Genomic DNA, 25,753 nt, shown 5'->3' with positions numbered 1-25,753 from the left:
AAACTGAATAAAGAAAAATGCATCTTACGACAGATGCAAAACAGCAGGATATGAAACAACGGAGGGCTTCCAGGGGATGTTCGGCGACAGTATTGTCATATGTGTATTTTGGGGAAGGCGGAACGAGAGAGGAAGCCTCCGGGGTATCATTTATAAAAAAACTATATTAAAAATGTATATTTAAAAGGAGGAAATTTTAAATGAAAGCAAAAAAAGTGATCGCATTAGTTATGTGTGCAGCAATGGTAGCAGGAATGTCCGCATCAAGCGTTATGGCAGCCGATATGCCGGAACAGTTCAAAGATCTGAAAGCTAATGAAGCTTATGATTTCCCGATGATGGTTAAATCTTTCCAGTCTACATACTGGGATGCAGCTCAGGAAGGTATGAAGAAAGCTGCTGATGAACTTGGTGTTACATACAAGGCACAGGGACCAAACAGTGAATCTGATATCGCTGACCAGGTTAACATGATCAACACAGCAATCGCTGCAAATCCGGCAGGTTTAGGTCTTGCTGCATGCGATACTTCTTCCGTTCTTGCTGCACTTCAGGAATGCGTTGACAAAGGAATCCCGGTAGTAACATTTGATACAGGTATCGCTGACGCTCCGGAAGGCTCTGTAGTATGTGAAGTTTGTACAGACAACACACAGGCTGGTTCTGTTGCAGCTGAAAACATGTATAATTCAATCAAAGATGTTATAGCTAATGCAGATGGACAGGTTATCATCGGTGAAGTTAACCAAGATGCCACAGGTCAGAACATCCAGCAGCGTGGTGGCGGATTCATTGACAAAATGATCGAACTTATTCAGGCTGACGGAAAAACAGTTGCAGTTAAAGGTAACGAGTTCTATGTAAACGCAGCTAAAGGTGCAGATGCAAAAGAAGCAGACGCAGACGTTGTTATCCAGGTCGCTGTTCCTGCACAGACAACTGTAGAGCTTTGCTCAACAGAGGCTCAGGCAATCCTTTCTCAGGAAAACTGCATCGCTATCTTCGGTTCCAACCAGACAGCAGCAGAAGGTGTTCTTGCAGCTAATGCTAACCTGAACGTTCTTGGTTCTGACGCAGGAGCAGGCGATGTTATCGGTGTTGGTTTCGATGCTGGTTCTATCATTAAAGCCGCTGTACAGGATGGAACATTCATCGGTGCTGTTACACAGTCTCCTCTGATGATGGGTTACTATGCAATCTACGCTCTGACAGCAGCAGCTAACGGACAGGAACTTGAAGATGTTCCTACAGATGGATACTGGTATGATTCCACAAACATGGACAGCGAAGAAATCGCTCCTAACCTTTATGACTAATCGATAAGTAAATATCGAGAGGAAATGAATCCTTAGAATTAAGTATTAATTATTAATACAAATACAGACGCCGCACTGCCGTATGGCAAGTGCGGCGTTGTTGTTCAAACAATAAAACAATGATTGGAAATGATGATTTTATTAAGTTGTAAAGATACTTATTTCGACGATAGATTTCAAAATAGCAAATAAGGACACTTTTTCAGACAAACAAGGTTCTTATTTTGGGGAGTAAGTTGAGATAAAATAAAATCATCAGATATGAAGAGCGTATAAATTCATATATTGAGGAGGTTTTGCAATGGCAGCATATTATTTAGCAGTAGATATCGGAGCATCCAGCGGACGTCATATCCTTGGACATATGGAAAACGGAAAAATGGTTCTGGAAGAAATTTATCGTTTTGAGAATGGAATGGTAAAGAAAGACGGAGAACTCTGCTGGGAATTTGACCGTCTTTTCAAAGAGGTAGTAAATGGTCTGAAGAAATGTAAAGAAATCGGCAAGATTCCGGTAAGTATGGGCGTGGACACATGGGGCGTTGACTTCGTACTTCTGGACAAAAATGACAATGTTCTTGGAAATACAGTAGGATATCGTGACCACCGTACAGAGGGAATGGATAAAGAAGTTTATAAGGCAATTTCCCTGAAAGATCTCTATGCAAGAACAGGTATCCAGAAAGCTGATTATAATACGATCTATCAGCTGATGGCAGTGAAAAAGAAACATCCGGAATATCTGGAACAGGCGGAGACACTTCTTCATGTGCCGGATTATTTCCATTTCCTTCTTACAGGACAGAAAACCTGTGAGTACACAGAAGCTACGACAGGACAGCTTGTAAGCCCGATCACTAAGGACTGGGATTATGAACTGATCGATATGCTCGGTTATCCGAGAAAAATGTTTCAGAAGCTGATCATGCCCGGAACAGGCATCGGACATTTGTCAGATAAGATCAGAGAAGAAGTGGGCTTTGATCTGGAAGTGGTTGCACCTGCAACACATGATACAGGATCCGCTGTACTGGCAGTTCCTGCAAATGACGATGACTTTATCTACATCAGCTCCGGAACATGGTCACTGATGGGAATTGAGAGAAAAGAAGCTGACTGCTCTGAGAAGAGCTGTGAGATGAACTTCACAAATGAAGGCGGTTATGCAGGCCGTTTCCGTTACCTGAAGAATATCATGGGACTCTGGATGATCCAGTCTGTGCGTCATGAAGTAAATGATGCATACAGCTTTGCAGAAATCTGCGCAATGGCAGAGGAAGCAAAGGATTTCCCGTCAAGAGTAGACGCAAATGATGAGTGTTTCCTTTCTCCTGACAATATGACAGAGGAAGTTAAGGATTACTGCCGCAGAACAGGACAGAAGGTTCCGGAAACTCTGGGAGAGATTGCAACAGTTATCTACACAAGTCTTGCGGAATGCTATGCAAAGACAGCAAAAGAGCTGGAAGAGATGACAGGCAGGACTTACAGCCGTATTCATATCGTGGGCGGCGGTTCCAACGCAGGATATCTCAATGAGCTGACTGCAAAGGCAACAAAGAAAGAAATCCATGCAGGTCCAGGAGAGGCAACTGCAATCGGAAATATCACAGCACAGATGCTGAAAGCAGAAGAGTTTAAAACCATTGAAGAGGCTCGTACTATCATTCATGAATCCTTTGGTGTAAAAGTTTATAAATAATAAAAAGGGAACAGGGCATTGGCTCTGTTCCTTTTGTGTTACTGTTCACTCCGTTCACACAGTAACGAAACAGGGACTGTTACGAGTCAATGGCGAGGGAATATGTTGACTATCATGGGGTTTCAAAGTATAATGATGGCTGGTGAATTGGGCGGAAATACAGGGTGATTCATCAGATGTAGGCGATTGATTTTTAAGAGATAAAGGCAGGTTATATATGAATACAATTAGTGTGGAAGAGTTGGAGAAGATTGATGCTTCTGAGATTACGATCGTGGATGTGCGGCCGGCGGATCAGTATAGTAGGGGGTCTTTTCCTGGGGCGGTGAATATTCCGCTGGATGAGTTTGATGAGAAGATGGAGGCTGTTGATAAAGATAAAACAGTATATGTTCTCTGCCATACGGGGGACAGAAGCCGGGATTGTGTGGAGAAGCTGAGTGATGCAGGGTATGAGGCTGTGAATATAGAAGGTGGATATCGCGCGTATCTGAGACTTTCTCTGAGTCGTTTTATGGAGAATGATGCTAAGGAGCAGAAGGAACTGAAGACGAAAGAGATTGAGCACAGTATTATCAAGACTTTCAGAAAGACTGTCTGGAGACCGTTTACCAAGGCTTTGAATGAGTATCAGCTGATCCAGGAGGGGGATAAGATTGCTGTCTGTATTTCAGGTGGTAAGGACTCTATGCTGATGGCGAAGCTGCTTCAGGAGCTGAAGCGTCATGGGAAGATCCATTTTGAACTGGTGTTTCTGGTAATGAATCCGGGCTATAATGCGGATAACTGGAAGATTATTCAGGATAATGCAGAGCTTCTGGGAATTCCTCTTACGGTTTTTGAAAGTGATATTTTTGATACAGTGGCAGAAATTGAGAATAATCCCTGTTATCTTTGTGCGAGAATGAGACGTGGTTATCTGTATTCTCATGCCAAGGAGCTGGGATGTAATAAGATTGCGCTGGGACATCATTTTGATGATGTGATCGAGACGATCCTCATGGGTATGCTGTACAGCGGTAAGGTGGAGACTATGATGCCGAAGTTGCATAGTCAGAACTTTGAGGGGATGGAATTGATCCGCCCTATGTATCTGATCAAGGAATCTGCAATCAAGGCATGGAGAGATACCAATGGACTGCATTTCATTCAGTGTGCATGTCGTTTTACTGAGAACTGTGTAAGCTGTGGGGGCGGACGTGGTTCCAAGCGTGATGAGATGAAAGAGCTGGTTGCGCAGTTTAGAAATACAAGCAGTGTGATCGAGACGAATATCTTTAACAGTGTGCGGGATATTAATCTTCGTACTGTTATGGGATATCATAAAGATGGAGAATACTACAATTTCCTGGATGACTACGATCAGCGTGGAAATAAGGGCGCTGATAAGGAAAAAGAATGATAACAGCAAAATCTTCATTTGTGGAAGAGAAATACACTGCTCAGTATTATAGTGGGAACGGTTGTCTGTATGTTTCTGGTGCAGGTGGTGTTCTAAAAGGAGGGGTCCATGACCTTACAGGAGATTCTTGAAAGTGTAAAAAGTGGTTCTGTATCTGTGGAAGAGGCAGAGAGAATCCTTAAGAAAGAAAGTTATGAAGAAATGGGATATGCGAAGCTGGATACAAGCCGCAAGGCAAGAACCGGTTTCGCAGAAGTAATCTACTGCAGTAATAAGGCAGATGAACATCTTCTGAATATTTTTGAAAGATTATACAGAGAAGACGGTGAGGTATTCGGAACCAGAGCTTCCCAACATCAGTATGAACTGGTGAAGGAGAAGTTTCCGGAAACAGAATATGATCCGATCTCGCGCATCTTAAAAGTTGAGAAGAAAGATAAGAAGCGTATTGGTAAGATTGCGGTGTGTTCAGCAGGAACTGCAGATATTCCGGTTGCTGAGGAAGCTGCACAGACAGCGGAATATTTTGGCACAAATGTTGAACGTATTTATGATGTGGGAGTCAGCGGAATGCATCGTTTATTCTCCAGACTGGAGACGATCCAGAGTGCGAACTGTGTAATTGCAGTTGCGGGAATGGAGGGAGCTCTTGCCAGTGTGATGGGCGGTCTGGTGAGCAGACCTGTGATCGCAGTACCGACTTCTGTGGGTTATGGTGCAAGTATGCATGGTCTTTCGGCACTTCTTACTATGATCAATTCCTGTGCGAACGGGATTGCTGTGGTGAATATCGATAATGGTTACGGGGCCGGCTATCTGGCAACGCAGATCAACCGTCTGGCAGCAGGTACAGATGAGAAAGGAAATTGATTATGGGAAAAACATTATATCTGGAATGTTATTCAGGGATAAGTGGTGATATGACGGTTGCGGCTCTTCTTGATCTGGAAGCTGACCGCTCAGTGCTGGACAGGGTGCTGAAGAGTCTTAAGGTATCAGGATTTGAGACAAAGATCAGCAGAGTTGTGAAGTCCGGAATAGATGCATGTGATTTTGATGTTGTGCTGGATAAAGAGCATGAAAATCATGACCATGATATGGAATATCTGCATGGACATCATCATGAAGGCCATGAGAGCAATCACGCCCATGGCACAGGAACAGCGCAAGACCATCACCATCACGAACACCGTGGAATAAAAGAAATTACCTATATTATAGAGCATAGTGCAATGACTGAGAATGCAAAGAAGATTGCATTGCGTATATTTGAAATTCTTGCAGAGGCAGAGAGTAAAGCACACAATGTGCCTGTGAATCAGGTGCATTTTCATGAAGTGGGAGCAGTGGACTCTATTGTGGATATTGTGTCTGTGGCAGTCTGCCTGGATAATCTGGATGTTACAGAGGTGATCGTTCCTGTTCTCTGTGAGGGACGGGGAACTGTCCGTTGTCAGCATGGTATCCTGCCAATCCCGGTTCCGGCAGTTGCAAATATAGTAAGTGCCAACCATTTACATCTGAAAATGACAGAGGTAGAGGGTGAGCTTGTAACGCCTACAGGTGCAGCGATAGTGGCAGCAGTGAAAACAAAAGATAAACTTCCGGAAACATTTGAAATCCAGAAGATTGGAATCGGCGCAGGTAAACGCCAGTATGAGTGTCCGGGAATCCTAAGGGCAATGATTATCTCACAGAGCGCAGAAACAGATGAAGCAAAGGCTCAGACAGAAGAATTCAAACACCCGGAAATCGGAAATAATCCGAAAGCTGAAAATCAGGAAACCAAAGATACGATTATCAAGATGGAGACAAACATTGATGACTGCAGTGGAGAAGTTCTGGGATTTGTCATGGAACGTCTGATGAAAGCCGGTGCCAGAGATGTACATTATGTGCCTGTTTTTATGAAAAAGAACAGACCTGCATGGGTTCTGAATGTGATCTGTAAGGAAGAAGATATGGAAATGCTTCAGAATATTATTTTTGAAGAAACTACTACGATTGGAATTCGTTATAGCAGAATGGAACGTACGATTCTTCCCAGAGAAACGAGAACTCTTCCGACTCCATGGGGAGAAGTTCTGGCAAAGGTATGCACTTTGAATGGAAAAGAGCAGCTTTATCCGGAATATGAGAGCGTTGCACAGCTGAGCAGAGAAAAAGAGATCCCGTTTACAGAAATTTACCGTTATATTGTTTTGGCAAATAAAGAAAAATAATAACTTTCATATGTGAACCCTTTGGTTTCCCTGAGAGTACTCCACGCGAAATCAAAGGGTACTTTTGTCTTGAAGTAGAGTTGTAAGAGCTGTATACTGCATGTAGTATGAAAGGAGAAAAGAAATGTTTTGTATTGGCATTTGCGATGATGATGAAGGACTCTGCGGGGAACTGGAAAAAATGCTTTATGATTATGGAAAAGAGAATAAACTTCAGATGAATATTGATATCTGGTATCAGGGAGAAAGCCTGTGCCGGTTCTTGAGAGAAAACAAGAAGATTCTTGATGTGTTATTTCTGGATATAGAATTACTGACAACAAATGGAATTGAGGTGGGACGTTTTATAAGAGAAGAACAGGAAAACATGGAAACTGCAATTGTTTACATTTCAGCGAACAGCAGTTATGCGATGGATTTATTCCGTGTACAGCCTACAGATTTTCTGATCAAACCTTTAGACAAAATAAAAGTTGGGAATGTCATGAACAGGATTCAGAAAATTTCGGAAGTCAGAAAAGGTATTTTCGAGTACTTTGGCAGTGGATATTATTTCAAGGTGCTGTATAAAGATATTCTGTATTTCAGCAGTCAGAATAAAAAAGTGCATCTGGTTTTAAAAGACGGACAGAAAGAATTTAATGGCAAACTGAAAGAAATAGCAAAGAAAATTCCGGGAAATTTCATTCAGATTCATCAGTCGTATCTGATCAATTTTGATTATATCGAAGAATGTTCTTATGAATCTGTGAAAATGAAAAACGGAGATACAATTCCACTCAGCCAGCCATATCGGAAATCAGTACGAAAGCAACTGGCAGAGCGTGTGTGGAGGGAAAGAGAGTAAATGTTTGCGTTGATAACTACATTAAGCACGAATCTTTTGCGTACATATATAATCTATCGCTTTATGAGGTTGTTCTTTTGGACAGATATTGAGGAAAAGAAAAAAGAAAGAGCCTGTTATGTATTGTTTTTTATTTTGACAGCAGGAGTGCATCTGATATTTTGTTCGCCAGGTATGAGTGTGATAACAAATATAGTGCTGATTTTTTTGATTACAGTGTGTTATGAAGGAGCATTGAAAAAGAAAATATTTGTGACACTACTTGTATATGGAACTAATATGGGATGTGATTTAGTATCTGTTCATTTACTGACAGATTATTCAATAACAGGGAAAGTCGGTGAATGTGCTGCGTATATAACTGTACTATTATTGCTGATTTGCGATGTTATTTCAGAAAAAATCTTGATTAAGAATAAAGGAGAAGATAAAACTCCGCATGGGATGATACTGGCGGTTATTTCAGCACTTTGTCTGGCAGAATTGCTTATTGTTGAACAGGAACTAAAAAATCGTATCCTGCTGGTGTTATTTGGATGTTGTGTTTTGGCAGTTGTATTATTGATTTTCTATTTATATGATGTTCTGATAAGTGCGTATAAGAAACTGGAAGAACAATCTCTTATGGAAAAACAAATGCTCATTTATTCTCACCAGTTGGATGTGTTGATGCAATCGGAAGAGAAAGTAAAAGCTCTACGCCATGATATGAAAAATCATCTGGGAGAACTTGCACTTATGGCTGGAAATCAGAATAATGAAGAAATTCGGAAATATATACAGGACATGGGGGAGTATATGCAGAACCAGTCTGAACTGGTCAGCTGTGGGAATAAGAATCTTGACAGTCTGCTGAATTATCTTCTGGGACAGGCAAAAAAGAAACTGAATCATGTAGAGTATGAGGTACGGGTACCATCTGATTTGTGTATATCAGCATTTGATCTGAATGTGATTTTGGGAAACCTGACAGAGAACGCAATAGAAGCAGCAGAACAGACGAAAGATAAATGGATGTCAGTGGATATATACTATGAAAAGGGCATGCTTTCCATGGAAATAAAAAACAGCTTTCAACATGAATTGGCTGTAGAGAAAAATAAATTATTGTCAACGAAGGAAGAAAAAGGACATGGCATTGGTCTTGCAAATGTCAGGAAGATGGTAGAGAAATATCAGGGATTTATGGATGTTTCGAATACAAATCAGATTTTTATTGTAAAGGTAATGCTGTACTTATAAATTATGTAGAATCTATGAAAGATAGTGTAGTGGTAGGACTGCGCTGTCTTTTATTTTGCAGAAAATTAGTCAAGAGGGAAAATATTGTGACAGAAAACCTTATAAAAAACCACAATATATTCTGAAAAAACGAATTTCGCCAATTTATATATGAATTTCGCCGTTTCAGAAAATTTTGCAATAAATATGCTATTATTTAAATACAAACTATAAATGAGCAAGTTCGTGATTTTGCATAAAAAAAAAGACACCTTAAATCCAGTGTTGATTTTGAAGCGTTTATGAAATTAGCAGGATAGTTTTGTACATTTTTTCAAATTTGCTCATTTATAGCTATAATAACACTTGTCGTTGGTTTACTGCAAATTACGCGCGTGGTTAAAATGACAAAAAATAAACAGGAGGTCAAATGTATGCTAAGCAAGAAATTAAAAAAGGTTATTTTGGGATTTGTAACTGCATTATGCCTGACTGGGTCTGCAATGCCCGTAATGGCTGATACTGTCCGGTTTAATGTGACAGTTCCGGGAGATCCTAAATCAAAGAGAATACCAAAGTCAGATGATGAACAAAAATTTTATGTGACTGGTACATATTTCAGCAGTTATGGAACATTGTCGTGTCGATCATATCAGTTGGAGAATCAGCATGTCTTTTCCGAGACGAAGGATATTAGCCGTACTGCACCAAGCAATAAGGGAAAATATAAAAGCTGGGCAAAACCTCATGTATATTATTTCATGTCATCACATTCGAGTTTGAATGGCATGAATGTTGAAGGAAGATACACACCGTAATATTCATATTAAAAAGAAAAAGGCAGGATGGAAATCTTGCCTTTTTCGCTAAGGGAGAGAAAAACAATGAAGATTAAAGCGATGGCAGTTATAAAAATCACAATTAGTTGTTTGATATTTTTCAATAGTATTAACACTTGCTTTGCAGCGGATTTTCCTTCTACCTATGAAAAAAGCAGTGAAAAAGTGAAGTTTGATTGTGAGTTAGAAATTCCAAAGGATTTTTCAGAAACTGAGATGTACTCAGAAAAAACAAAAGGCCGAATTTATCCGGATATGGACAAAACGATTTCAATCTACACGCAGGGAAAAGAAGTAAAAGAAAATGGGACAATACCGGCAGCGTCTTCAGAAGATCCTGAAGGAGTTTATTATGTCTTTACAGATGGCTCTACATTATCCGTTGACAGCTCTTTTACATATGGTTCAGATACCGCAAAGTATTATGGATATATTGGAGTACGTGATCCTCAATATAAAGAACGGTTTGAACAACAGACAGTTTCTTTTATGGATAAGAATACAGTAATTGAAAAAGTATCTTCAGATTTGGAAAACATTGGCATTGATACGACTGATATATCCTGGGATGCTTATCCTTTAAATCATGAAGCTATGAGTCAATTGGAAAATGAACAGATTTCTGATGGGCTGGATATGGAAGAACACCGAAAGGAGTCATGGACAGAAGAAGATGATGCATATTTTGTCTATGGCGTACAAATGAGCCAAAAATTGCCAGTATTTCATGAATTGATGAACACTAGCAGACAGTTGGCTTATGATACACCAGACAGTTCTGTTATTCAAGCGATTTATTCAAAGAGAGGCGTAGAAATTCTTTCTTACTCAGGATATATGTATAAATTTGATGTATCAGACCAAAAAATAAATTTTCTCGCATTTGACGATATTGCTTCAGTCGTTTTTGATAAGTTTAATAACCTGTTAAATGAATCAACCTACAAAATAACCAGAGCAAAATTGTATGAGAGAGTTTTTCTGAATGAAGCGCAGCAGATGGAAGTTAGCCCTGTTTGGTATTTTGAGATTCTTCAGGATGATGATACGACATCCATTACCTTAGTAGATGCTGTTTCGGGGGAAGAAATATATCTCGAATAGGAAAGGCTGGAGAAAAAGTTGAACTACAAAAGCAAAGGTTTACTCATAAAATCTGATTTAAGCAGACTTTTAAAATGCTATAAGATATATGCGGCAATTATCGGAGTAAGTATTGCAATATTATTTTCTACAGAACAGATAGGATTGATCAATGGAAATATTTTGGATACATATATTCAGGGATCAGAGCTTTCGGGAATCATGATTGCATATGTGTTTTGTGCATTTCCATTTGCTACTGTATTTTGTGAAGATCTTGATAATAAATATATACGATATGAATTGATCAGGAGTAATTTAAAAAGATATGTAGTTACCAAAATTGCTTTCATCTATTTAACTGCAATTTTGGTTATGGTTTTAGGAACGATACTTTTTTTATTATCGGGACGTATAGCTGGTGGAGATTGGGTAAATGAGTCTGTGGGATGTATGAATGTTTTGCTGAATGGAAGTTATTCCATATTACTGAAAAAAGAGCATTATTTTTTATATTGCGTAATGTACTCTTTGCAGCTTGGATTGTTATCCGGATTACTATCTGTATTAGCTGGTTATTTTTCTTTATATATTCATAATCGTGTCACTGTATTAGCATTACCGATTATAATATATCAAATTCTGATAGAATGCTCTGGAAATACTATTTATACTGTATTTATTTTCAGAGCCTATAATAGACCAATGAATAAAGACTGGGAAAGCTTTAGTTTGATTCTTTTAATAAGTATTATCCCAACAATTCTATTAGGCTGTTTGATATACAAGAAGATTCAAAAGAGGTTATAAAATATGTTTAAGATTATGAAATATATTTTGAAAAATACTTTACTGAAAATAAGAAATATAAAGACTATCACATTTGCAATTATTATCGCCGTAACGATATGGAGTTACAATCATCCTCTGCGAGAATTGACTTACTCGATCAAATATCCGGTAACATGGTGCGTATTTCCTTTTATGATTTCAAATTTGTCTTTTTTGATACTTTTTTGGTTCGGAATAATCTATATAAATTCAGATATTCCATATATGCAGCACAGTAATATGTACCAGATTATCAGAACAGGACGTATAAGTTGGGCTCTGGGACAATTAGGTGGAACGTTTTTTCGGTCCTTTATTCTTGTAGTTTTTACAGCATTTTGCTCAATTGTTTCATTACTTCCACAGATAGAATGGAGCCTTCAATGGGGGAAGCTTATCCATACGATTGCTATGACAAATGCAGCAATACAGTATAATCTGAAGTATGTGTTTTATTATCAGATTTTAGGAAAATATTCACCATTACAATTAATGATCATTACAATAGTCATATGCACATTTATTTCCATGTTTTTAAGTTCCTTAATGTTTATGATAAGCTTATATTTCAACCACATTTTGGCAGTCTCAATTACAGCAGCATTAACGATAATGCTATTTTTTGTGGTAAATATCCATCCTAAAATACGATATATTCTTGCGAAATTTATCCCTACTGTATGGGCAAAGGTAGTGCAGGTTAACTCTCCTGTGCTTGGATACTATTGGGTACCATCTATAAAGTATATGTTTGCATTTTTGTTAATAGGAAACATTATTTTAATAATTTTGATTCTTATAAAAGTAAAGAAGTGTGAGTTCAACTGGGAAAACGAGGATATATAGGAGGAATAACTGCTGTGAATGAAAAAAAGTATATCATAGAGGTATCACATGTCAATAAGAGTTTTAAGAACAATAAAGTCTTAAAGGATGTCACGCTCAGATGTGAAAGTGGCCGGATATATGGGCTGGTCGGACATAATGGCTCTGGGAAAACGGTTTTGTTTAAAACAATTTGTGGCTTTCTGGCCTGTGATGAAGGAACGGTTTCTGTAAATGGAAAAGTAATGGGGAAAGATAAGGACATGCTTACAGAGGCAGGGATCATTATCGAAGATCCTGGGTTCTTACGAAACTGGAGTGCTTACCATAACCTTGAATTTCTGTACACGATACGAAATAGACCAGATAAATCATATCTGCATTCAGTGTTAAACACAGTTGGACTTGATCCGAAATTGAAACGCCCGGTTGGAAAATTCTCGCTTGGTATGCGGCAGAGGCTGGCACTTGCCCAGGCTATTATGGAAGATCCACCAATCCTGATCTTGGATGAGCCAATGAATGGTCTTGATAAAAATGGTGTAGCAGAAATCCGGGAGCTTTTGCTGAAGATGAAGAATGAAAATAAGCTGATTATACTGGCAAGTCATAATCGGGAGGATATAGAGATTCTATGTGATGAAGTATATGAGATGGAAGATGGAATACTTCGAAAAATAGTCAAAGAGTAAGAAAAAATATTTCGTATAGTTTATATTTCATTTTATCTATAGCACAACAAGTTAAATTATATTGACAGAAAAATTCTCACCACTCTGACGCGGGATTTCACACTCTGATGGGCTGGATTAAGATGCATTATTTACGAGGATTGCTATAGTTTCCAGAGCTTTGGGAGTGTGATTATTTTTATATTGAAAAAGAATGCCAATGGTTATATACTTCTGGTAGTATGAAAGGAGTAGAAAATGTTATATATTGGCATTTGTGATGACGATGAGGGCGTTTGTGCTGAATTGGAAAGAATGCTTTATGATTATGCGGAACAAAATAAAATTCAGATGGATATTGATATTTGGCACAGAGGAGAGAGTCTGTGCAGATTTCTGAGAGAGAAAGAGCAGATTTCGGATGTGTTGTTTCTGGATATAGAATTACTGACAACAAATGGAATTGAAGTGGGACGGTTTATAAGAGAAGAGCAGGAAAACATGGAAACTGCAATTGTTTACATTTCAGCGAACAGCAGTTATGCGATGGATTTATTTCGTGTACAGCCGACAGATTTTCTGATCAAACCTTTAGACAAAATAAAAGTTGGGAATGTCATGGACAGGATTCAGAAAATTTCAGAAGTCAGAAAAGGTATTTTCGAGTACTTTGTCAGTGGATATTATTTCAAGGTGCTGTATAAAGATATTCTGTATTTCAGCAGTCAGAATAAAAAAGTGCATCTGGTTTTAAAAGACGGACAGAAAGAATTTAATGGCAAACTGAAAGAAATAGCAAAGAAAATTCCGGGAAATTTCATTCAGATTCATCAGTCGTACCTGATCAATTTTGATTATATCGAAGAATGTTCTTATGAATCTGTGAAAATGAAAAACGGAGATACAATTCCGATCAGCCAGCCATATCGGAAATCAGTGAGAAAGCAACTGGCGGAACGTGTGTGGAGGGACAGAGAGTAAATGTTTGCGTTGATAACTAGATTTTCTATTTATATGATGTTCTGATAAGTGCGTATAAGAAACTGGAAGAACAATCTCTTATGGAAAAACAAATGCTCATTTATTCTCACCAGTTGGATGTGTTGATGCAATCGGAAGAGAAAGTAAAAGCTCTACGCCATGACCTGGAAAATCATCTGGGAGAACTTGCATTTATGGCTGGAAATCAGAATAATGAAGAAATTCAGAAATATATACAGGACATGGGGGAGTATATGCAGAACCAGTCTGAACTGGTCAGTTGTGGGAACAAGAATCTTGACAGTCTGCTAAATTATCTTCTGGGACAGGCAAAAAAGAAACTGAATCATGTAGAGTATGAGGTGCAGGTACCATCTGATTTGTGCATATCAGCATTTGATCTGAATGTGATTTTGGGAAACTGAATAGAGAACGCAATAGAAGCAGCAAAACAGACGAAAGATAAATGGATGTCAGTGGATATATACTATGAAAAGGGTATGCTTTCCATGGAAATTAAAAACAGTTTTCAACATGAATTGGATGTAGAGAAAAATAAATTATTGTCAACGAAGGAAGAAAAAGGACATGGCATTGGTCTTGCAAATGTCAGGAAGATGGTAGAGAAATATCAGGGATTTATGGATGTTTCGAATACAAATCAGATTTTTACTGTAAAGGTAATGCTGTACTTATAAATTATGTAGAATCTATGAAAGATAGTGTAGTGGTAGGACTGCGCTGTCTTTTATTTTGCAGAAAATTAGTCAAGAGGGAAAATATTGTGACAGAAAACCTTATAAAAAACCACAATATGTTTTCGAAAAACGAATTTCGCCAATTTATATATGAATTTCGCCATTTTAGAAAATTTTGCAATAAATATGATATTATTCAAATACAAAGTAAGAAGAAATGAAATATATGTGAAAGGAGAATAAGAAAATGAGAAAAGAATTAAAAAAAGTCATTGAAAAAATTGCGATTAAAGCTGCTTCTTCGAATGTAAATGAAACATGTTCATGGATTACATATCAACCCAAAGTACCAGAATCGGTAAAAAAATTAAAAAAACATTGATATGGAAATACAGACCTTTTCAGAAGAAGAAAAAGAAGAAATCATTCGATATGGACTTGATAAAATAAAAAATTCCTGCATGATGAGTGCTGTTACACTGCTGATGGGATATGCCTTTCATGTGTTTTTACAAAGTATAGTTTTTCTTATATGTTTTATTGCTTTAAGAAAATACGCAGGGGGTTATCATGCTGATACACAAAAGCGGTGTTATGTAATTTCTGTATTGATTATTGCGGTTGCATTATGGGCAACCAGATATAAGTCTGATAATAGTGTGTGTTTTGTTTTTATACAAAGTTTAAATTTTATAATTCTGTGTTTTCTTGTTCCTGTGGATAGTAAGAATCGACGTCTGGAACAGTGGGAAAAAGAAAGATATGGAAAAAAAGCAAAAGTACAAATATTTTGTATGTATATGTTGTGTTTGATTTTGTATTTGGATAAGAAACAAAGTATAGCTGTTGCTATTGGCGTGGCAAACCTGACAGTTGGAGGATGCGTATGTGCAGGAAAAATGAAAAATATTTTACTGAAACATAAAGAATAATTTAGAAAGGGGGAAGTAAACTGGATAAAAAAACGAGATATTATCAATGTAGTAGATGCACTGCTATAAAAAAAGCTTGAAAGAATTGACACTGTTTGTGTGTATATATGTTTCCGGGTCATGAGATTTCAAGAGATGAAGATATCAAAATTTTGAAAAATACTGTGAGGATTTATGTAATTGATATAAATTTTATATCTTAAAAAGCAGTTTGAGAATATCATGGACGGTTATATACAATTAAAAGATGATATAGTACACAAAAAAGTCTGGTAAAAACAGACTTTTTTGTGTACTATAAAATAAGCAGTTTTATTGATGCAAAAAAAGACATAGAGATATTGTAGCTTATATGATGAAGTGACTGGTATATTTTTTGCTTAATTATATAAAAAAATCATGGAGAAATATATTATTATGAAAAAAGTAAATAAATTTAAGTTGCTGGCAGCAGGGCTATTGATAGGAGTTGCTTTTTGGCTGTTAGGATCCGATTTCTTTACATTCATGATATGGTGGGAAATTTTATGGATTCTTGGATTGGTATTTATGCCGATAACGGCTCAGATATTCAAAGGTTTTGATGATAATGGATGGATGAATTCAAAGGTTATAGCAATAGTGATATGCGGATATGGAGTATGGATTTTGACTTCTATAAAAGTGGTTCACTTTACCACATTGAGTTCTGTCGTAATTACTACCTTATGTGGGGGGAGCAGTATTGCTTATGGAATATATGGAAAACAAAGAAAGGTTTTTCCGTGGAAACATATGGAACTTGTTTATTGGGAAGAAGTGATTTTCTTTGTTGTATTTCTTTTGTGGACATATATGGCAGGATTTCATCCGGCAGCTCATGGAACTGAAAAATATATGGATTTTGGTTTTATGAAGTCTATGATGCATAGCACAACACTTCCGTCAGAAGATATGTGGTATGCTGGCAAAGCTTTTAACTACTATTATGGTGGTCAATATTTTGCGGTGTTTCTTACGAAACTTACAGGAACAAAGGTAGAGATTACATACAATCTTATGCGTACCATGATAGCTGCATTTGCGTTTGTATTGCCATTTAGTCTTGTGCGCCAGATGCTTAAGGATAAATTAGGTAAAAGGGGAAGAGCATGGATAACAGATTTTGGAGGTATTTTAGCAGGTTTATCTGTATCCATGAGTGGAAACCTTCATTATATTATATATGGAAAAATTTTTACATTACTGGGGATAAGAGAAGATTACTGGTTTCCAAGCACAACACGATTTATAGGATTTGATCCACCTGTGACAGGGGACGAGACAATTCATGAATTTCCTTCATATTCTTTTGTTCTTGGGGATTTACATGCGCATGTGATTAATGTGTTTTTTGTTTTGGCAGTATTGGGGATTTTATATGCATGGATAAAAAGAAATTCCGGTAAAAGCTGGAAACAGAAAGAGATATTTCTGCTGGGACTGTTCCTTGGAATTTTCCTGTTTTCAAATACATGGGATTTTATGATTTATTATGTTGTAATATGTGGAACACTGTTTTTTGGAAATTTGAAGAGATATCTTAATTCTACAGATATGAAACCTTCAGATATGAGAACCGGTATAAAATGGAGCGTTGTGCAATGGATAGAACTTCTGCTGACTGCTGTGTTGATTTCGTTACCATTCCATTTACAGTTTAAAAGTGTTATGGTACAGGGAATCGGAATAGTGAAAATTCATACGGCGTTTTATCAGTTTTGTGTATTATGGGCTTTTCCATTGCTTATATGTGGATTATTTGTCGTATCTACGCTGATAAAAAATAGAAATTTTACAAATAAAAAAACCAGGAATTTATTTTACAAAATTAATGTTTCTGATTTATACGGAGTTGTACTTTCTCTTTGTGCAATGGGACTAATATTGATTCCGGAAATCGTTTATGTAAGAGATATCTATGAAAAAACAGCACCAAGAGCAAATACTATGTTTAAGCTGACTTATCAGGCATATATACTTTTTGCACTTATGATGTCGTATATTTTGGTATTTTTTGTGGCAGACAGAATAAAAATTTTGCAAGAAACTAAATTGGATAATAGATATGAGAAAAAGGTAAGATTATCAAAAGTGCAGATAACCGTTGGGGGAATGGCAATAATACTTCTTATATCTACCTGTGGATATTTCATAAATGCTACAACAAATTGGTTTACAGGTTTTCCTCTGAAAAATAAATACCAAACTCTCAATGCAACTGCTTATCTAGAAAATGCCATTCCTGAAGATGCGGCAGCAATACGATGGCTGAATAAAAATATAACAGGTCAGCCAACTGTTCTTGAAGCTTGCGGCGACAGTTATAAAGACTATGACAACCGGGTTTCTGCTATGACAGGATTGCCGACGGTATTAGGATGGTATGTTCATGAATGGTTATGGCGAAATAATCTTGATGAAGAAAACAAAAGAAGAACAGACGTGGAAACTATTTATACTTCAACAGATAAAAAAGAAGTACAGGAACTGCTTGATAAATATGAGGTGAATTATATTTTTATTGGAAGCTGTGAATATCAAAAATATGAAGGGGTTAATGTAGCACTTTTAAGTTCATTGGGAGAAATAGTTTTTAAAGAGGAAAATACAATGATTGTGAAGCTGTAATAAAACAGATTTCCCAAAGAAAACAGCCACATAACCGAGAGAATATATTGATATTCATTGGATATATGTGACTGTTTCTTTTTATTTTTTATGAGGTGACTTCTCGTTCAATTCTAACTGCTGTCTGGTAATTCCTGTAATTGAGGCAGATAAATCTGATTGATTTGGTTAAATTACAGAGCACTTACTCCGTCATCATCATAACGGTCATATTCAGCTCCCTCATATCCGATCATGCGGATCGTAGCCGGATTGATATCCTTTACTGTCTGCGCAACATCAGCAACCGGGATTGCTTTTCCTTTGCGAATAAACAGTGGAACTTCATTCAGGGCAACTTCTACATAGTGATGTCCTTTTTCAAGAATCTCCTGAGAAATTGTTCCATCCGGCAGGAATTTTACGAACATCATTTCTTCCGGCAGATATACATAGCGGCCTTTTGCATTCTGTGTGTAAACAGGTGCGATCATGATTTCGTTTCCGAGGAGAAGCTGATCTTCTACCTGAGTTGCGAATGCATCGTCTGTGTAGTCAAATGCCAGCGGACGGAACATCATGTCGTCGTTTAATGCTGCTTTCATGTATTCACTGTACAGATATGGAACAAGGCGATATCTGACACCGATCACATGACGGAAGTCTTCGATATTTTCAAACTGGTAAGCTTCCTGTTCTCTGGTTCCCAGAGCGGAGTGGTTTCTCATAAGAGGTGTGAATACACCAAGTGCCAGCCAGCGCAGTACCAGGTCACGTGTGGTATCTGCACCGAAACCGCCCAGATCTGCACCTGTGTAAAGGAAACCGCACATATTCAGGGATGGAAGCATCTTTAAGTTCAGAAGGATGTGTGACCACCAGGATTTGTTGTCTCCCATCCAGATTCCGCCGTATCTGTGCATTCCCACATAGGAGGAACGGGAGAACATCAGAAAACGTTTGCCAGGTGCGATTTTTTCAAATGCTTCACCTGCTGCACGGGTCATGTTATAGCCAAACAGGTTATGTACTTTGTCGTGGCGGATTTTCTGACCGTTTACATTGTGATAGAAGCGTTTGTAATCTTCCGGATTGTTTGCAAGGGCGTTTACTTTATCACCGAGTGTAAATCCAGGTGCTTCTTCCTTGTCCATGAAGTTGTCTTTGATGTATTCTTTTAATTCAGCAACGCCTTCCGGTGTGCAGAACATTGCAGGCTCGTTCATGTCATTCCAGAAACCGTCGATTCCTTTGGAAATGAGACGTTCGTATTTCTGTCCGAACCATGCTCTGGCATCTGCATTCAGGACATCAGGGAAATGAGTCCAGCCCGGCCATACAGCGGAAACGAAATCACTTCCGTCTTCACGTTTGCAGAAGTAGTTCTTCTCAACGCCTTCTTCATAAACATCATAGCCAGCCGCTACCTTAACACCTGCATCGATGATCGGGACAAGGTGGATGCCTTTTTCTTTCATTTCATTGACATAGGCCTCAAAGTCAGGAAAGTTTTCCTGATTGACTGTGAAATCTTTGTAGTCTTCCATATAATCGATATCCATGTATACCATATCGATCGGAATATTGTTTTCACGATATCCGTCAGCGGCTTTTCTGAAGTCGTCAGCAGTTGTATATCCCCAGCGGCTCTGACCGAAACCAAATGCGAATTTAGGCGGGATATAGCTTCTTCCGATGATTTTGCGGAACTGTTTTACGATATCGTAAGGGGTTTCACCCTCGATCACATACAGATAAAGATTTGCATCCTCACAGGTGATCTTTAACTGGGAAGAGAGTGTGTAACCGATATCAAACTTCAGTTTTCCGGGATAATCAACGAAGAGACCGAAAGTCTGTTTTCCGGAGATTACGATGAAGTTATGTGCTCCGTAGAGGGAGATTTTATCTTCTGTATGGTTTGGCTGGTCGGAACAGTTGCTTTCATAAACGTATCCACGTTTGTTGATTCCGCGGTTTGATTCGCCCAGACCATAGACAACATCGTTGTCATCCATGTCATAAGTAAAAGAGAAGCCGTTCTCTGTGGAGATAGTTCCGTATGCAGGAGTTCCCTCAGAAGCCGGGATGGAAGTTACGATGGCATCGGTTTCAAATGGGGTTCCGTAAGTATATTTCTGAATCATTTTGTCATGTCCTCCTTAGGTTGAAAATGGTCAAGCGGATAAAATCATCCGCTTTGCTACGCGGCGCTACACCGAATAACTGAAACGCTTAAGTACTGTTAGAAAATACACAGGTGTGTTCCTTGATTTCATATTTACAATAATAGAGGTTTGGGTGAGGAAATGCTACTGAAATTATGACAAATTTATACGTTATTTTGACTTTTGCTCAAACTGTGAAGCAGTGATATGGGTATGGCAAGCAGTGGAGCGGCTGATCGTATCTGTTTGCGCTGTTAACTTATTGTGCTTTAATGCTTTATCTTAATAGAATTTTTCTGTACATACGGTGAAAAAAGTGCTAAACTGTTATTATTACACGAAAGAAAGGTTTATTTAACATGCTTCAGACAATTGAATCCATCAATAACGTCGTAAATAATTTTATCTGGGGTGTCCCGGCTATGATCTGTATTATCGGCGTAGGGCTTTACCTGAGCCTGCGGACCGGTTTTGTCCAGATCCGCAAATTCCCGTATGCGCTTAAAACCACACTGGGAAGAATTTTTAAGAAGAAAGAGGCCTCTGACGGTTCCATGACACCTTTTCAGGCAGTCTGTACTGCGTTGGCAGGTACGGTAGGTACCGGAAATATTGCCGGTGTTGCCGGAGCTATCGCCATCGGCGGACCGGGAGCTGTATTCTGGATGTGGGTTTCCGCACTCCTTGGAATGTGCACGAAATTTACAGAGGTTACTCTGGCAGTACATTTCCGTGAGAGAAACAGACATGGGGATTATGTAGGCGGACCTATGTATTATATTAAGAATGGTCTGGGAAAGAACTGGAGATTTCTTGCAGTTCTTTATTCTGCATTTGGTGTACTGACTGTATTTGGAACAGGTAATGCTACTCAGGTAAATACCATTACAACAGCAATTGATACAGCTCTTATTAACTTTAATGTGATCTCAGAGTCTTCCACAGGCAGACTGAATCTGATCCTTGGAATTGTGATCACGCTGCTGGTTGGTATGGTACTGCTGGGCGGTATCAAGCGAATCGGAAGTGTTTCCGAGAAGCTGGTGCCGTTTATGGCATTGTTTTATATTGCACTTGCATTGGGCGTTGTGATCTTAAATATCGGAAGAGTTCCGGCAGTTTTCCATGATATTGTTTATGGAGCCTTTAATCCGTCAGCAGTGACAGGTGGTGTGATCGGAAGCTTTTTCCTCAGTATGAAAAAGGGTGTTTCCAGAGGTATTTTCTCCAATGAAGCCGGACTTGGTACAGGGTCTATCGCTCATGCCTGTGCGGATACAAGCAAACCTGTAAAACAGGGTATGTTTGGTATTTTTGAGGTATTTGCAGATACGATCGTGATCTGTACTCTGACAGCACTTGTAATCCTTGTAAGCGGCGTGCCGGTAAATTACGGTGCAGCGGCAGGTGCAGAACTTACAATTTCCGGATTTACTGCTACATACGGAGGCTGGGTTTCCATCTTTACGGCAGTTGCCATGTGCTGTTTTGCATTCTCAACGATTATCGGATGGGGACTTTACGGAGCACGCTGCATTGAATTCTTATTCTCTGCAAAAGTTATCCGCCCATTTATGATTGCCTATTCATTAGTGGCAATCCTTGGCGCAACTGTAGATCTGGGGCTTCTCTGGAGCATTGCTGAGACATTCAACGGTCTCATGGCAATCCCCAACTTAATTGGTGTATTCCTGCTTTCAGGAACCGCCATTACACTTACAAAAGAGTATTTCGCACAGAAATGATAAAAACAGTCTGGAGAGTTTTCTTCAGGCTGTTTATTAGTTTACCTGATGCTTGATGTTAGGTTATTGTTCAGACCCTTGCATAGGGCATTAGTAAAAATGACGAATTTTAAATTTTTTTATTGATGTTATGTACTGTTTTTTATCCGTCATTTTTACTTTATCCACAACCACCCGGATTCGCTTTTTTGCGGCTTTTCCCTTATAATGTGTATATAGATTTCAACGATTTCAGGAGGGAAGTGAGTGGACATTGAACTTATTCTATTCACTTCCCTTTTGTATTTCATCAGGAGAAAGCAGGCATAGAATATTTTTACCATAAAAATGTGATGATCCAACTATGATCTGACAGAAAAATAACAGATTAAAATATAAATCAGCTGTTCTTTAAGTGAAAATGTTTTCAGTACTTCGTTCTTCCATACATCTTCAGGATAAACATCGCCCAGATAAGTATCCCGTCCACAGTACAGTCCATAAAGAAGCAGCCTTTTTCCCTCTCGGACAGCCTCCGGTTCCATGATTAGTCCCCAGCGAAGCTGATCCATCAGATGAAGATAAAGAGACACACATAAAACCAGATTGCTGTTTCTGTTTCGCGATAGAAGTATTCCTTCCAGCTCAGAAGCTTTCTTAAAACTAATATTGTATGCATGAAAAAGAATCTCATGCTCTGTATAAAAATCCCACAGAGTTCCCGGGGTGATTCCATATCTGCCAGTACGAACAAGAACCTGAAACTGTCTCGGACCACAGGCAGCTGTCTGTTTCATCAGGGCATGTTTTACTGCCATACGGACTGCCCTGCCAATCAGCTCTCCAAGCTTGGAATGTCCGGAGGCATCGGTAAGTGTCAGCTCTCCCTCCATAGCCGAGGCAATCACCATTCCGTCAGTACCAGAACCTGTCGCGATTTCTTCTGAATAACAGCTTCCAAGTAAGAGATGTGAAACGGCCGCTGCTTTTGCCTCCGAAGCAATCATCATTGAGCGGACCATGGCTGCCTCTGTAACATTCTGATTGATATAGATAAAAACATTGATCGTACCGGGTGGCAGCATCTCGTAAGCGCCGTTTCTTTCATAGTAAGAAGAAGGATCTCCCGGACACATTCCGTTTGAATCAATTCCCCCTGTAACAGCAGCAGTCACGGATAACTCCTGATAACAGATTTTCTCAACAGCACACAGTTCAGTCCATGCCGCTGTGCTGAGTGCGGTTGCTGTCTGCGGATCAATTCCCAGCTCTTTTGTATGAATGTTCAGGTCTTCCTCATAGGTGTTTCCAAGCATTTCACATTCATAGGCACCATTCATGCAGTTGATATTTAAAGCATGCGTGAGATGAGCAGTGATCCCGCCATTAAGAGGACTGGTGCTAAGAACCCTTGTTTTTCCCGGAAAAGAAAAAACAGTACATCCCTTCTTTTGAAAATAAGTAAAAGTATCATTCATAAACATTCCTCTTTTTTGTCTGTTCAATACAGATTTTGTTGTTATTAGGAAAAGTATTCTACTTTGAATCCTGACTGCTGGCAGTATCTGTCTACTTTAGAACCTTTATAACAGCGGATCGTAGCCGCTTTGTTGATGATCCATTCCCCGATAAATTCAGGATCATGGCGAATCTCCAGATACTGCAGGCGGTTACATCCATGAAAGATCCATTTTCCAAGGTATCTGACATTGGGCGGAATCACCACAGAGGTCAGATTACAGCACTTAAAAAAAGCACTCTCATCAAGGACTTCCAGCGAATCAGGCAGCTGCAGCGAATCCATTCCGCAGAAATAGAAAGCCTGCTTTCCGATAACCCTTAAATCCCCCCCCGGAAAAGAAATACAACTCAGTTTCTTACATTTATAAAAAGCCCTGTCATCGATTTCTTCCAGAGAGGCAGGGAAAACAACTTCCGTAAGAGTAGCGCATTCTGAAAAGGCATTCGGACCGATAAATGTCAGTTTGCTGTTCGGGGCGAACTCCAGACTGTTCAGTTTTCGGCCATTGTTAAATGCATTTTTTGGAATACTGGTAAGGCTGGCGGGAATTTTGACTTTTTTCAGAGAAATGCAGTCTGAAAATACCCCTATGCCAAGTTTTTGCAGATGTTCAGGAAGCTCTATTCTGCTTAACCGGGAACATCCCTGAAAGGCTTTGTTTCCAATCTGTTCCATTTCATAGGGAAATACCACAGAACGAATATCAGGTCTGTTAAAAAAGGTTTCTGCTGAGATAGAGCGGCAGTTTTGTGGAAGTTCCATATTCTTCTCAATATACTGTCCGCAGTTACGACGCGTAAGTGTCAGAGAATTTGACATAAAAAAATACTCCTTTGCTGATAGACAATGTTGTTTTCTCTGCATGGGAGTAGTATGGACTATGATAAAAATAACAAGGTACCAATAACTGCCGGTGTTCTATATTCCTTAAAAGGAACAGAGAAAACATATGTAAGGATGATACTTCTGTAAAAAAGAGAACACTAAAGAAGATCACCCTTCCATTTCCTATTGCGTGTAGTTAATGGCGGCAGTTTATAGCAGGTATTCTGACTCACGCAGTAACGCCATGTCTCTCCTTCTCGCATAACGATGCAATGGATATGAGATATGGCTGCACGTATACAGCAGCACGACTGTTCAGGATTCTGACCTGATTCCCTCTTAGCTGAAAGTCCGACATTTCTATACCGTGACTGACAGAACTAAAAACCGGTAATTGTCAATGAATGTTCGATTAAATTGTATTATACGTATTATACACTTTTTTGGAGAAAAGACAACAAATTTTTTGAGGGGGAGACAAAATCAGGGAGGGGACGCGCAGGGAAAGTGTTTCTTTTCTGTGCGGTTTCGGCATCTAAGAGCTTCTAAGGCGAAAAAAATCTGCTAAAAGCATGAGCCGTCTTGTCAAACTCGCTCCGCTGCAGGCTTCGCTCAGACACGTGAAGCAGCCGGCTCATAACGCAGATTTTTTTCGCCTAAGAATCTCTAAGATGCCTGCAAATGCACAGAAAAGAAACACTTTCCCTGCGCTGGTTATTGGATGTGTGGGGATTTGATTTTACAGGTAATGTTTTTTGTTTTGGAACAGTAATTGAACAGTAACGTGTGAAATAGTACTTGTTTTTTTGAACAGCATATTTTAAACTATAGACTATAGTGAAAATCTTATATCACCCGTGCCAGGTCTGGCGGTTCATAACGGGTTTCTCTGGCGTTCGCCGACATTTTCACAAAGATAATTTAAATTTTATAATGGTAAAGCAAACATTCCTGAATATTATAACATTCTGCCCGTTGGCTTTGCCTGAACGGGAGGTGGGAATAAAACAGTTCATGGTTGATTAAGGGTTGTTTTGGAGGTTCTCAAAGCTCTGGGAAAATGTTATAATAAGGAGGAATTAAATGAACAATACGATTTTTGATGATGTGTTCCGCACAATGGTTGAATAACTGCGCGTCGCATTCTCGTTACTTTCAGTGATGAGTTAGACGCGCAAATTTTTTTACTAAACAACAGAACAAATGTTTACATAAACCAATACATATGGTATAATATTTATATGGAAAAAGATATATTTAATATAGATAAAAACAAACTTTCATATGGTAGGGGATATGTCTATTCCTTGCAGTAT

22 protein-coding genes, 1 pseudogene and 1 riboswitch are annotated in these 25,753 nt (G+C 38.8%); of the genes and pseudogenes, 20 read left to right on the top strand and 3 right to left on the bottom strand.

What is annotated here, in order from left to right; all coding sequences use genetic code 11:
• Positions 1 to 200 precede the first annotated feature (200 nt).
• The 18 genes from LI074_RS07060 (at position 201) to LI074_RS06970 (ending at position 18,219) form a co-directional block, all read left to right on the top strand.
• Positions 201 to 1,316: a substrate-binding domain-containing protein gene (locus LI074_RS07060; protein WP_173698052.1), complete on the top strand. Its 1,116-nt coding sequence runs from the start codon at positions 201 to 203 to the stop codon at positions 1,314 to 1,316.
• A gap of 301 nt (positions 1,317 to 1,617) precedes the next feature.
• Positions 1,618 to 3,018, top strand: coding sequence for a rhamnulokinase (rhaB, locus tag LI074_RS07055; protein WP_025580508.1), 1,401 nt, complete (start codon positions 1,618 to 1,620; stop codon positions 3,016 to 3,018).
• 217 nt (positions 3,019 to 3,235) lie between these two features.
• Entirely contained in the window at positions 3,236 to 4,420 is a 1,185-nt protein-coding gene (locus LI074_RS07050; RefSeq protein WP_154780868.1) for an ATP-binding protein, read from the top strand.
• 108 nt (positions 4,421 to 4,528) lie between these two features.
• A complete protein-coding gene (larB, locus tag LI074_RS07040) occupies positions 4,529 to 5,290 on the top strand; it encodes a nickel pincer cofactor biosynthesis protein LarB (RefSeq protein ID WP_020993373.1) in 762 nt (253 codons plus the stop codon).
• Positions 5,291 to 5,292: 2 nt separating this feature from the next.
• Complete coding sequence (larC, locus tag LI074_RS07035; RefSeq protein WP_173698051.1) at positions 5,293 to 6,642, top strand: nickel pincer cofactor biosynthesis protein LarC; 1,350 nt, start codon at positions 5,293 to 5,295, stop codon at positions 6,640 to 6,642.
• Positions 6,643 to 6,766: 124 nt separating this feature from the next.
• Positions 6,767 to 7,489 carry a LytR/AlgR family response regulator transcription factor gene (locus LI074_RS07030; RefSeq protein ID WP_265107658.1) on the top strand — a complete coding sequence of 241 codons (723 nt, stop codon included), beginning with the start codon at positions 6,767 to 6,769 and terminating at the stop codon, positions 7,487 to 7,489.
• Between the two features lie 405 nt (positions 7,490 to 7,894).
• The gene (locus LI074_RS07025) at positions 7,895 to 8,731 is read left to right on the top strand and encodes a sensor histidine kinase (protein WP_173698049.1); all 837 of its coding nucleotides are present in this window, start codon (positions 7,895 to 7,897) and stop codon (positions 8,729 to 8,731) included.
• 413 nt (positions 8,732 to 9,144) lie between these two features.
• Positions 9,145 to 9,528 carry a hypothetical protein gene (locus LI074_RS07020; RefSeq protein ID WP_118521259.1) on the top strand — a complete coding sequence of 128 codons (384 nt, stop codon included), beginning with the start codon at positions 9,145 to 9,147 and terminating at the stop codon, positions 9,526 to 9,528.
• A 66-nt stretch (positions 9,529 to 9,594) separates the two neighbouring features.
• On the top strand, positions 9,595 to 10,653 hold the full coding sequence (locus tag LI074_RS07015) for a hypothetical protein (RefSeq protein ID WP_118521258.1): 1,059 nt from the start codon (positions 9,595 to 9,597) through the stop codon (positions 10,651 to 10,653).
• An 18-nt stretch (positions 10,654 to 10,671) separates the two neighbouring features.
• Entirely contained in the window at positions 10,672 to 11,442 is a 771-nt protein-coding gene (locus LI074_RS07010; protein WP_118521257.1) for a hypothetical protein, read from the top strand.
• Positions 11,443 to 11,703: 261 nt separating this feature from the next.
• Positions 11,704 to 12,309, top strand: coding sequence for a hypothetical protein (locus LI074_RS07005; RefSeq protein WP_147413766.1), 606 nt, complete (start codon positions 11,704 to 11,706; stop codon positions 12,307 to 12,309).
• Between the two features lie 14 nt (positions 12,310 to 12,323).
• Entirely contained in the window at positions 12,324 to 12,980 is a 657-nt protein-coding gene (locus tag LI074_RS07000; RefSeq protein ID WP_118633617.1) for an ABC transporter ATP-binding protein, read from the top strand.
• Between the two features lie 237 nt (positions 12,981 to 13,217).
• Positions 13,218 to 13,940, top strand: a complete 723-nt coding sequence (locus LI074_RS06995) for a LytR/AlgR family response regulator transcription factor (RefSeq protein ID WP_161234335.1) — start codon at positions 13,218 to 13,220, stop codon at positions 13,938 to 13,940.
• Between the two features lie 80 nt (positions 13,941 to 14,020).
• Positions 14,021 to 14,365 carry a hypothetical protein gene (locus tag LI074_RS06990; protein ID WP_161234336.1) on the top strand — a complete coding sequence of 115 codons (345 nt, stop codon included), beginning with the start codon at positions 14,021 to 14,023 and terminating at the stop codon, positions 14,363 to 14,365.
• On the top strand, positions 14,366 to 14,638 hold the full coding sequence (locus tag LI074_RS06985; RefSeq protein ID WP_320443418.1) for a GHKL domain-containing protein: 273 nt from the start codon (positions 14,366 to 14,368) through the stop codon (positions 14,636 to 14,638). It begins immediately after the preceding gene.
• Between the two features lie 247 nt (positions 14,639 to 14,885).
• On the top strand, positions 14,886 to 15,020 hold the full coding sequence (locus LI074_RS06980; protein ID WP_118521605.1) for a cyclic lactone autoinducer peptide: 135 nt from the start codon (positions 14,886 to 14,888) through the stop codon (positions 15,018 to 15,020).
• Position 15,021: 1 nt separating this feature from the next.
• Positions 15,022 to 15,570, top strand: a complete 549-nt coding sequence (locus LI074_RS06975; protein ID WP_161234337.1) for an accessory gene regulator B family protein — start codon at positions 15,022 to 15,024, stop codon at positions 15,568 to 15,570.
• A 417-nt stretch (positions 15,571 to 15,987) separates the two neighbouring features.
• The gene (locus LI074_RS06970) at positions 15,988 to 18,219 is read left to right on the top strand and encodes a DUF2298 domain-containing protein (RefSeq protein WP_173698048.1); all 2,232 of its coding nucleotides are present in this window, start codon (positions 15,988 to 15,990) and stop codon (positions 18,217 to 18,219) included.
• 173 nt (positions 18,220 to 18,392) lie between these two features.
• On the opposite strand, the gene LI074_RS06965 is transcribed toward LI074_RS06970, so the two are convergent.
• Positions 18,393 to 20,345, bottom strand: a complete 1,953-nt coding sequence (locus LI074_RS06965; protein ID WP_173698047.1) for a glycoside hydrolase family 31 protein — start codon at positions 20,343 to 20,345, stop codon at positions 18,393 to 18,395.
• A gap of 380 nt (positions 20,346 to 20,725) precedes the next feature.
• On the opposite strand from LI074_RS06965, the gene LI074_RS06960 reads away from it, so the two are divergent.
• Positions 20,726 to 22,111, top strand: coding sequence for an alanine/glycine:cation symporter family protein (locus tag LI074_RS06960; RefSeq protein WP_119245420.1), 1,386 nt, complete (start codon positions 20,726 to 20,728; stop codon positions 22,109 to 22,111).
• A 341-nt stretch (positions 22,112 to 22,452) separates the two neighbouring features.
• Here LI074_RS06960 and LI074_RS06955 read toward each other — a convergent pair whose 3' ends face one another.
• Positions 22,453 to 23,568, bottom strand: coding sequence for an adenosylcobinamide amidohydrolase (locus tag LI074_RS06955; protein WP_025580994.1), 1,116 nt, complete (start codon positions 23,566 to 23,568; stop codon positions 22,453 to 22,455).
• A 44-nt stretch (positions 23,569 to 23,612) separates the two neighbouring features.
• A complete protein-coding gene (locus tag LI074_RS06950) occupies positions 23,613 to 24,431 on the bottom strand; it encodes a leucine-rich repeat domain-containing protein (RefSeq protein ID WP_161324057.1) in 819 nt (272 codons plus the stop codon).
• 203 nt (positions 24,432 to 24,634) lie between these two features.
• Positions 24,635 to 24,837: riboswitch (cobalamin riboswitch) on the bottom strand.
• Positions 24,838 to 25,678: 841 nt separating this feature from the next.
• Between LI074_RS06950 and LI074_RS18145 the strand changes: the two are divergent.
• Positions 25,679 to 25,753, top strand: a pseudogene (locus LI074_RS18145) (IS200/IS605 family transposase); the annotation flags it as partial.

The organism is Blautia sp. MSK18_10 (genome assembly GCF_020553185.1).
Taxonomy (GTDB): Bacteria; Bacillota; Clostridia; order Lachnospirales; family Lachnospiraceae; genus Blautia_A; species Blautia_A wexlerae.
The sequence above is the reverse complement of the archived record's forward strand: the minus strand, read 5'-3'. Positions and strand labels throughout refer to the sequence as shown.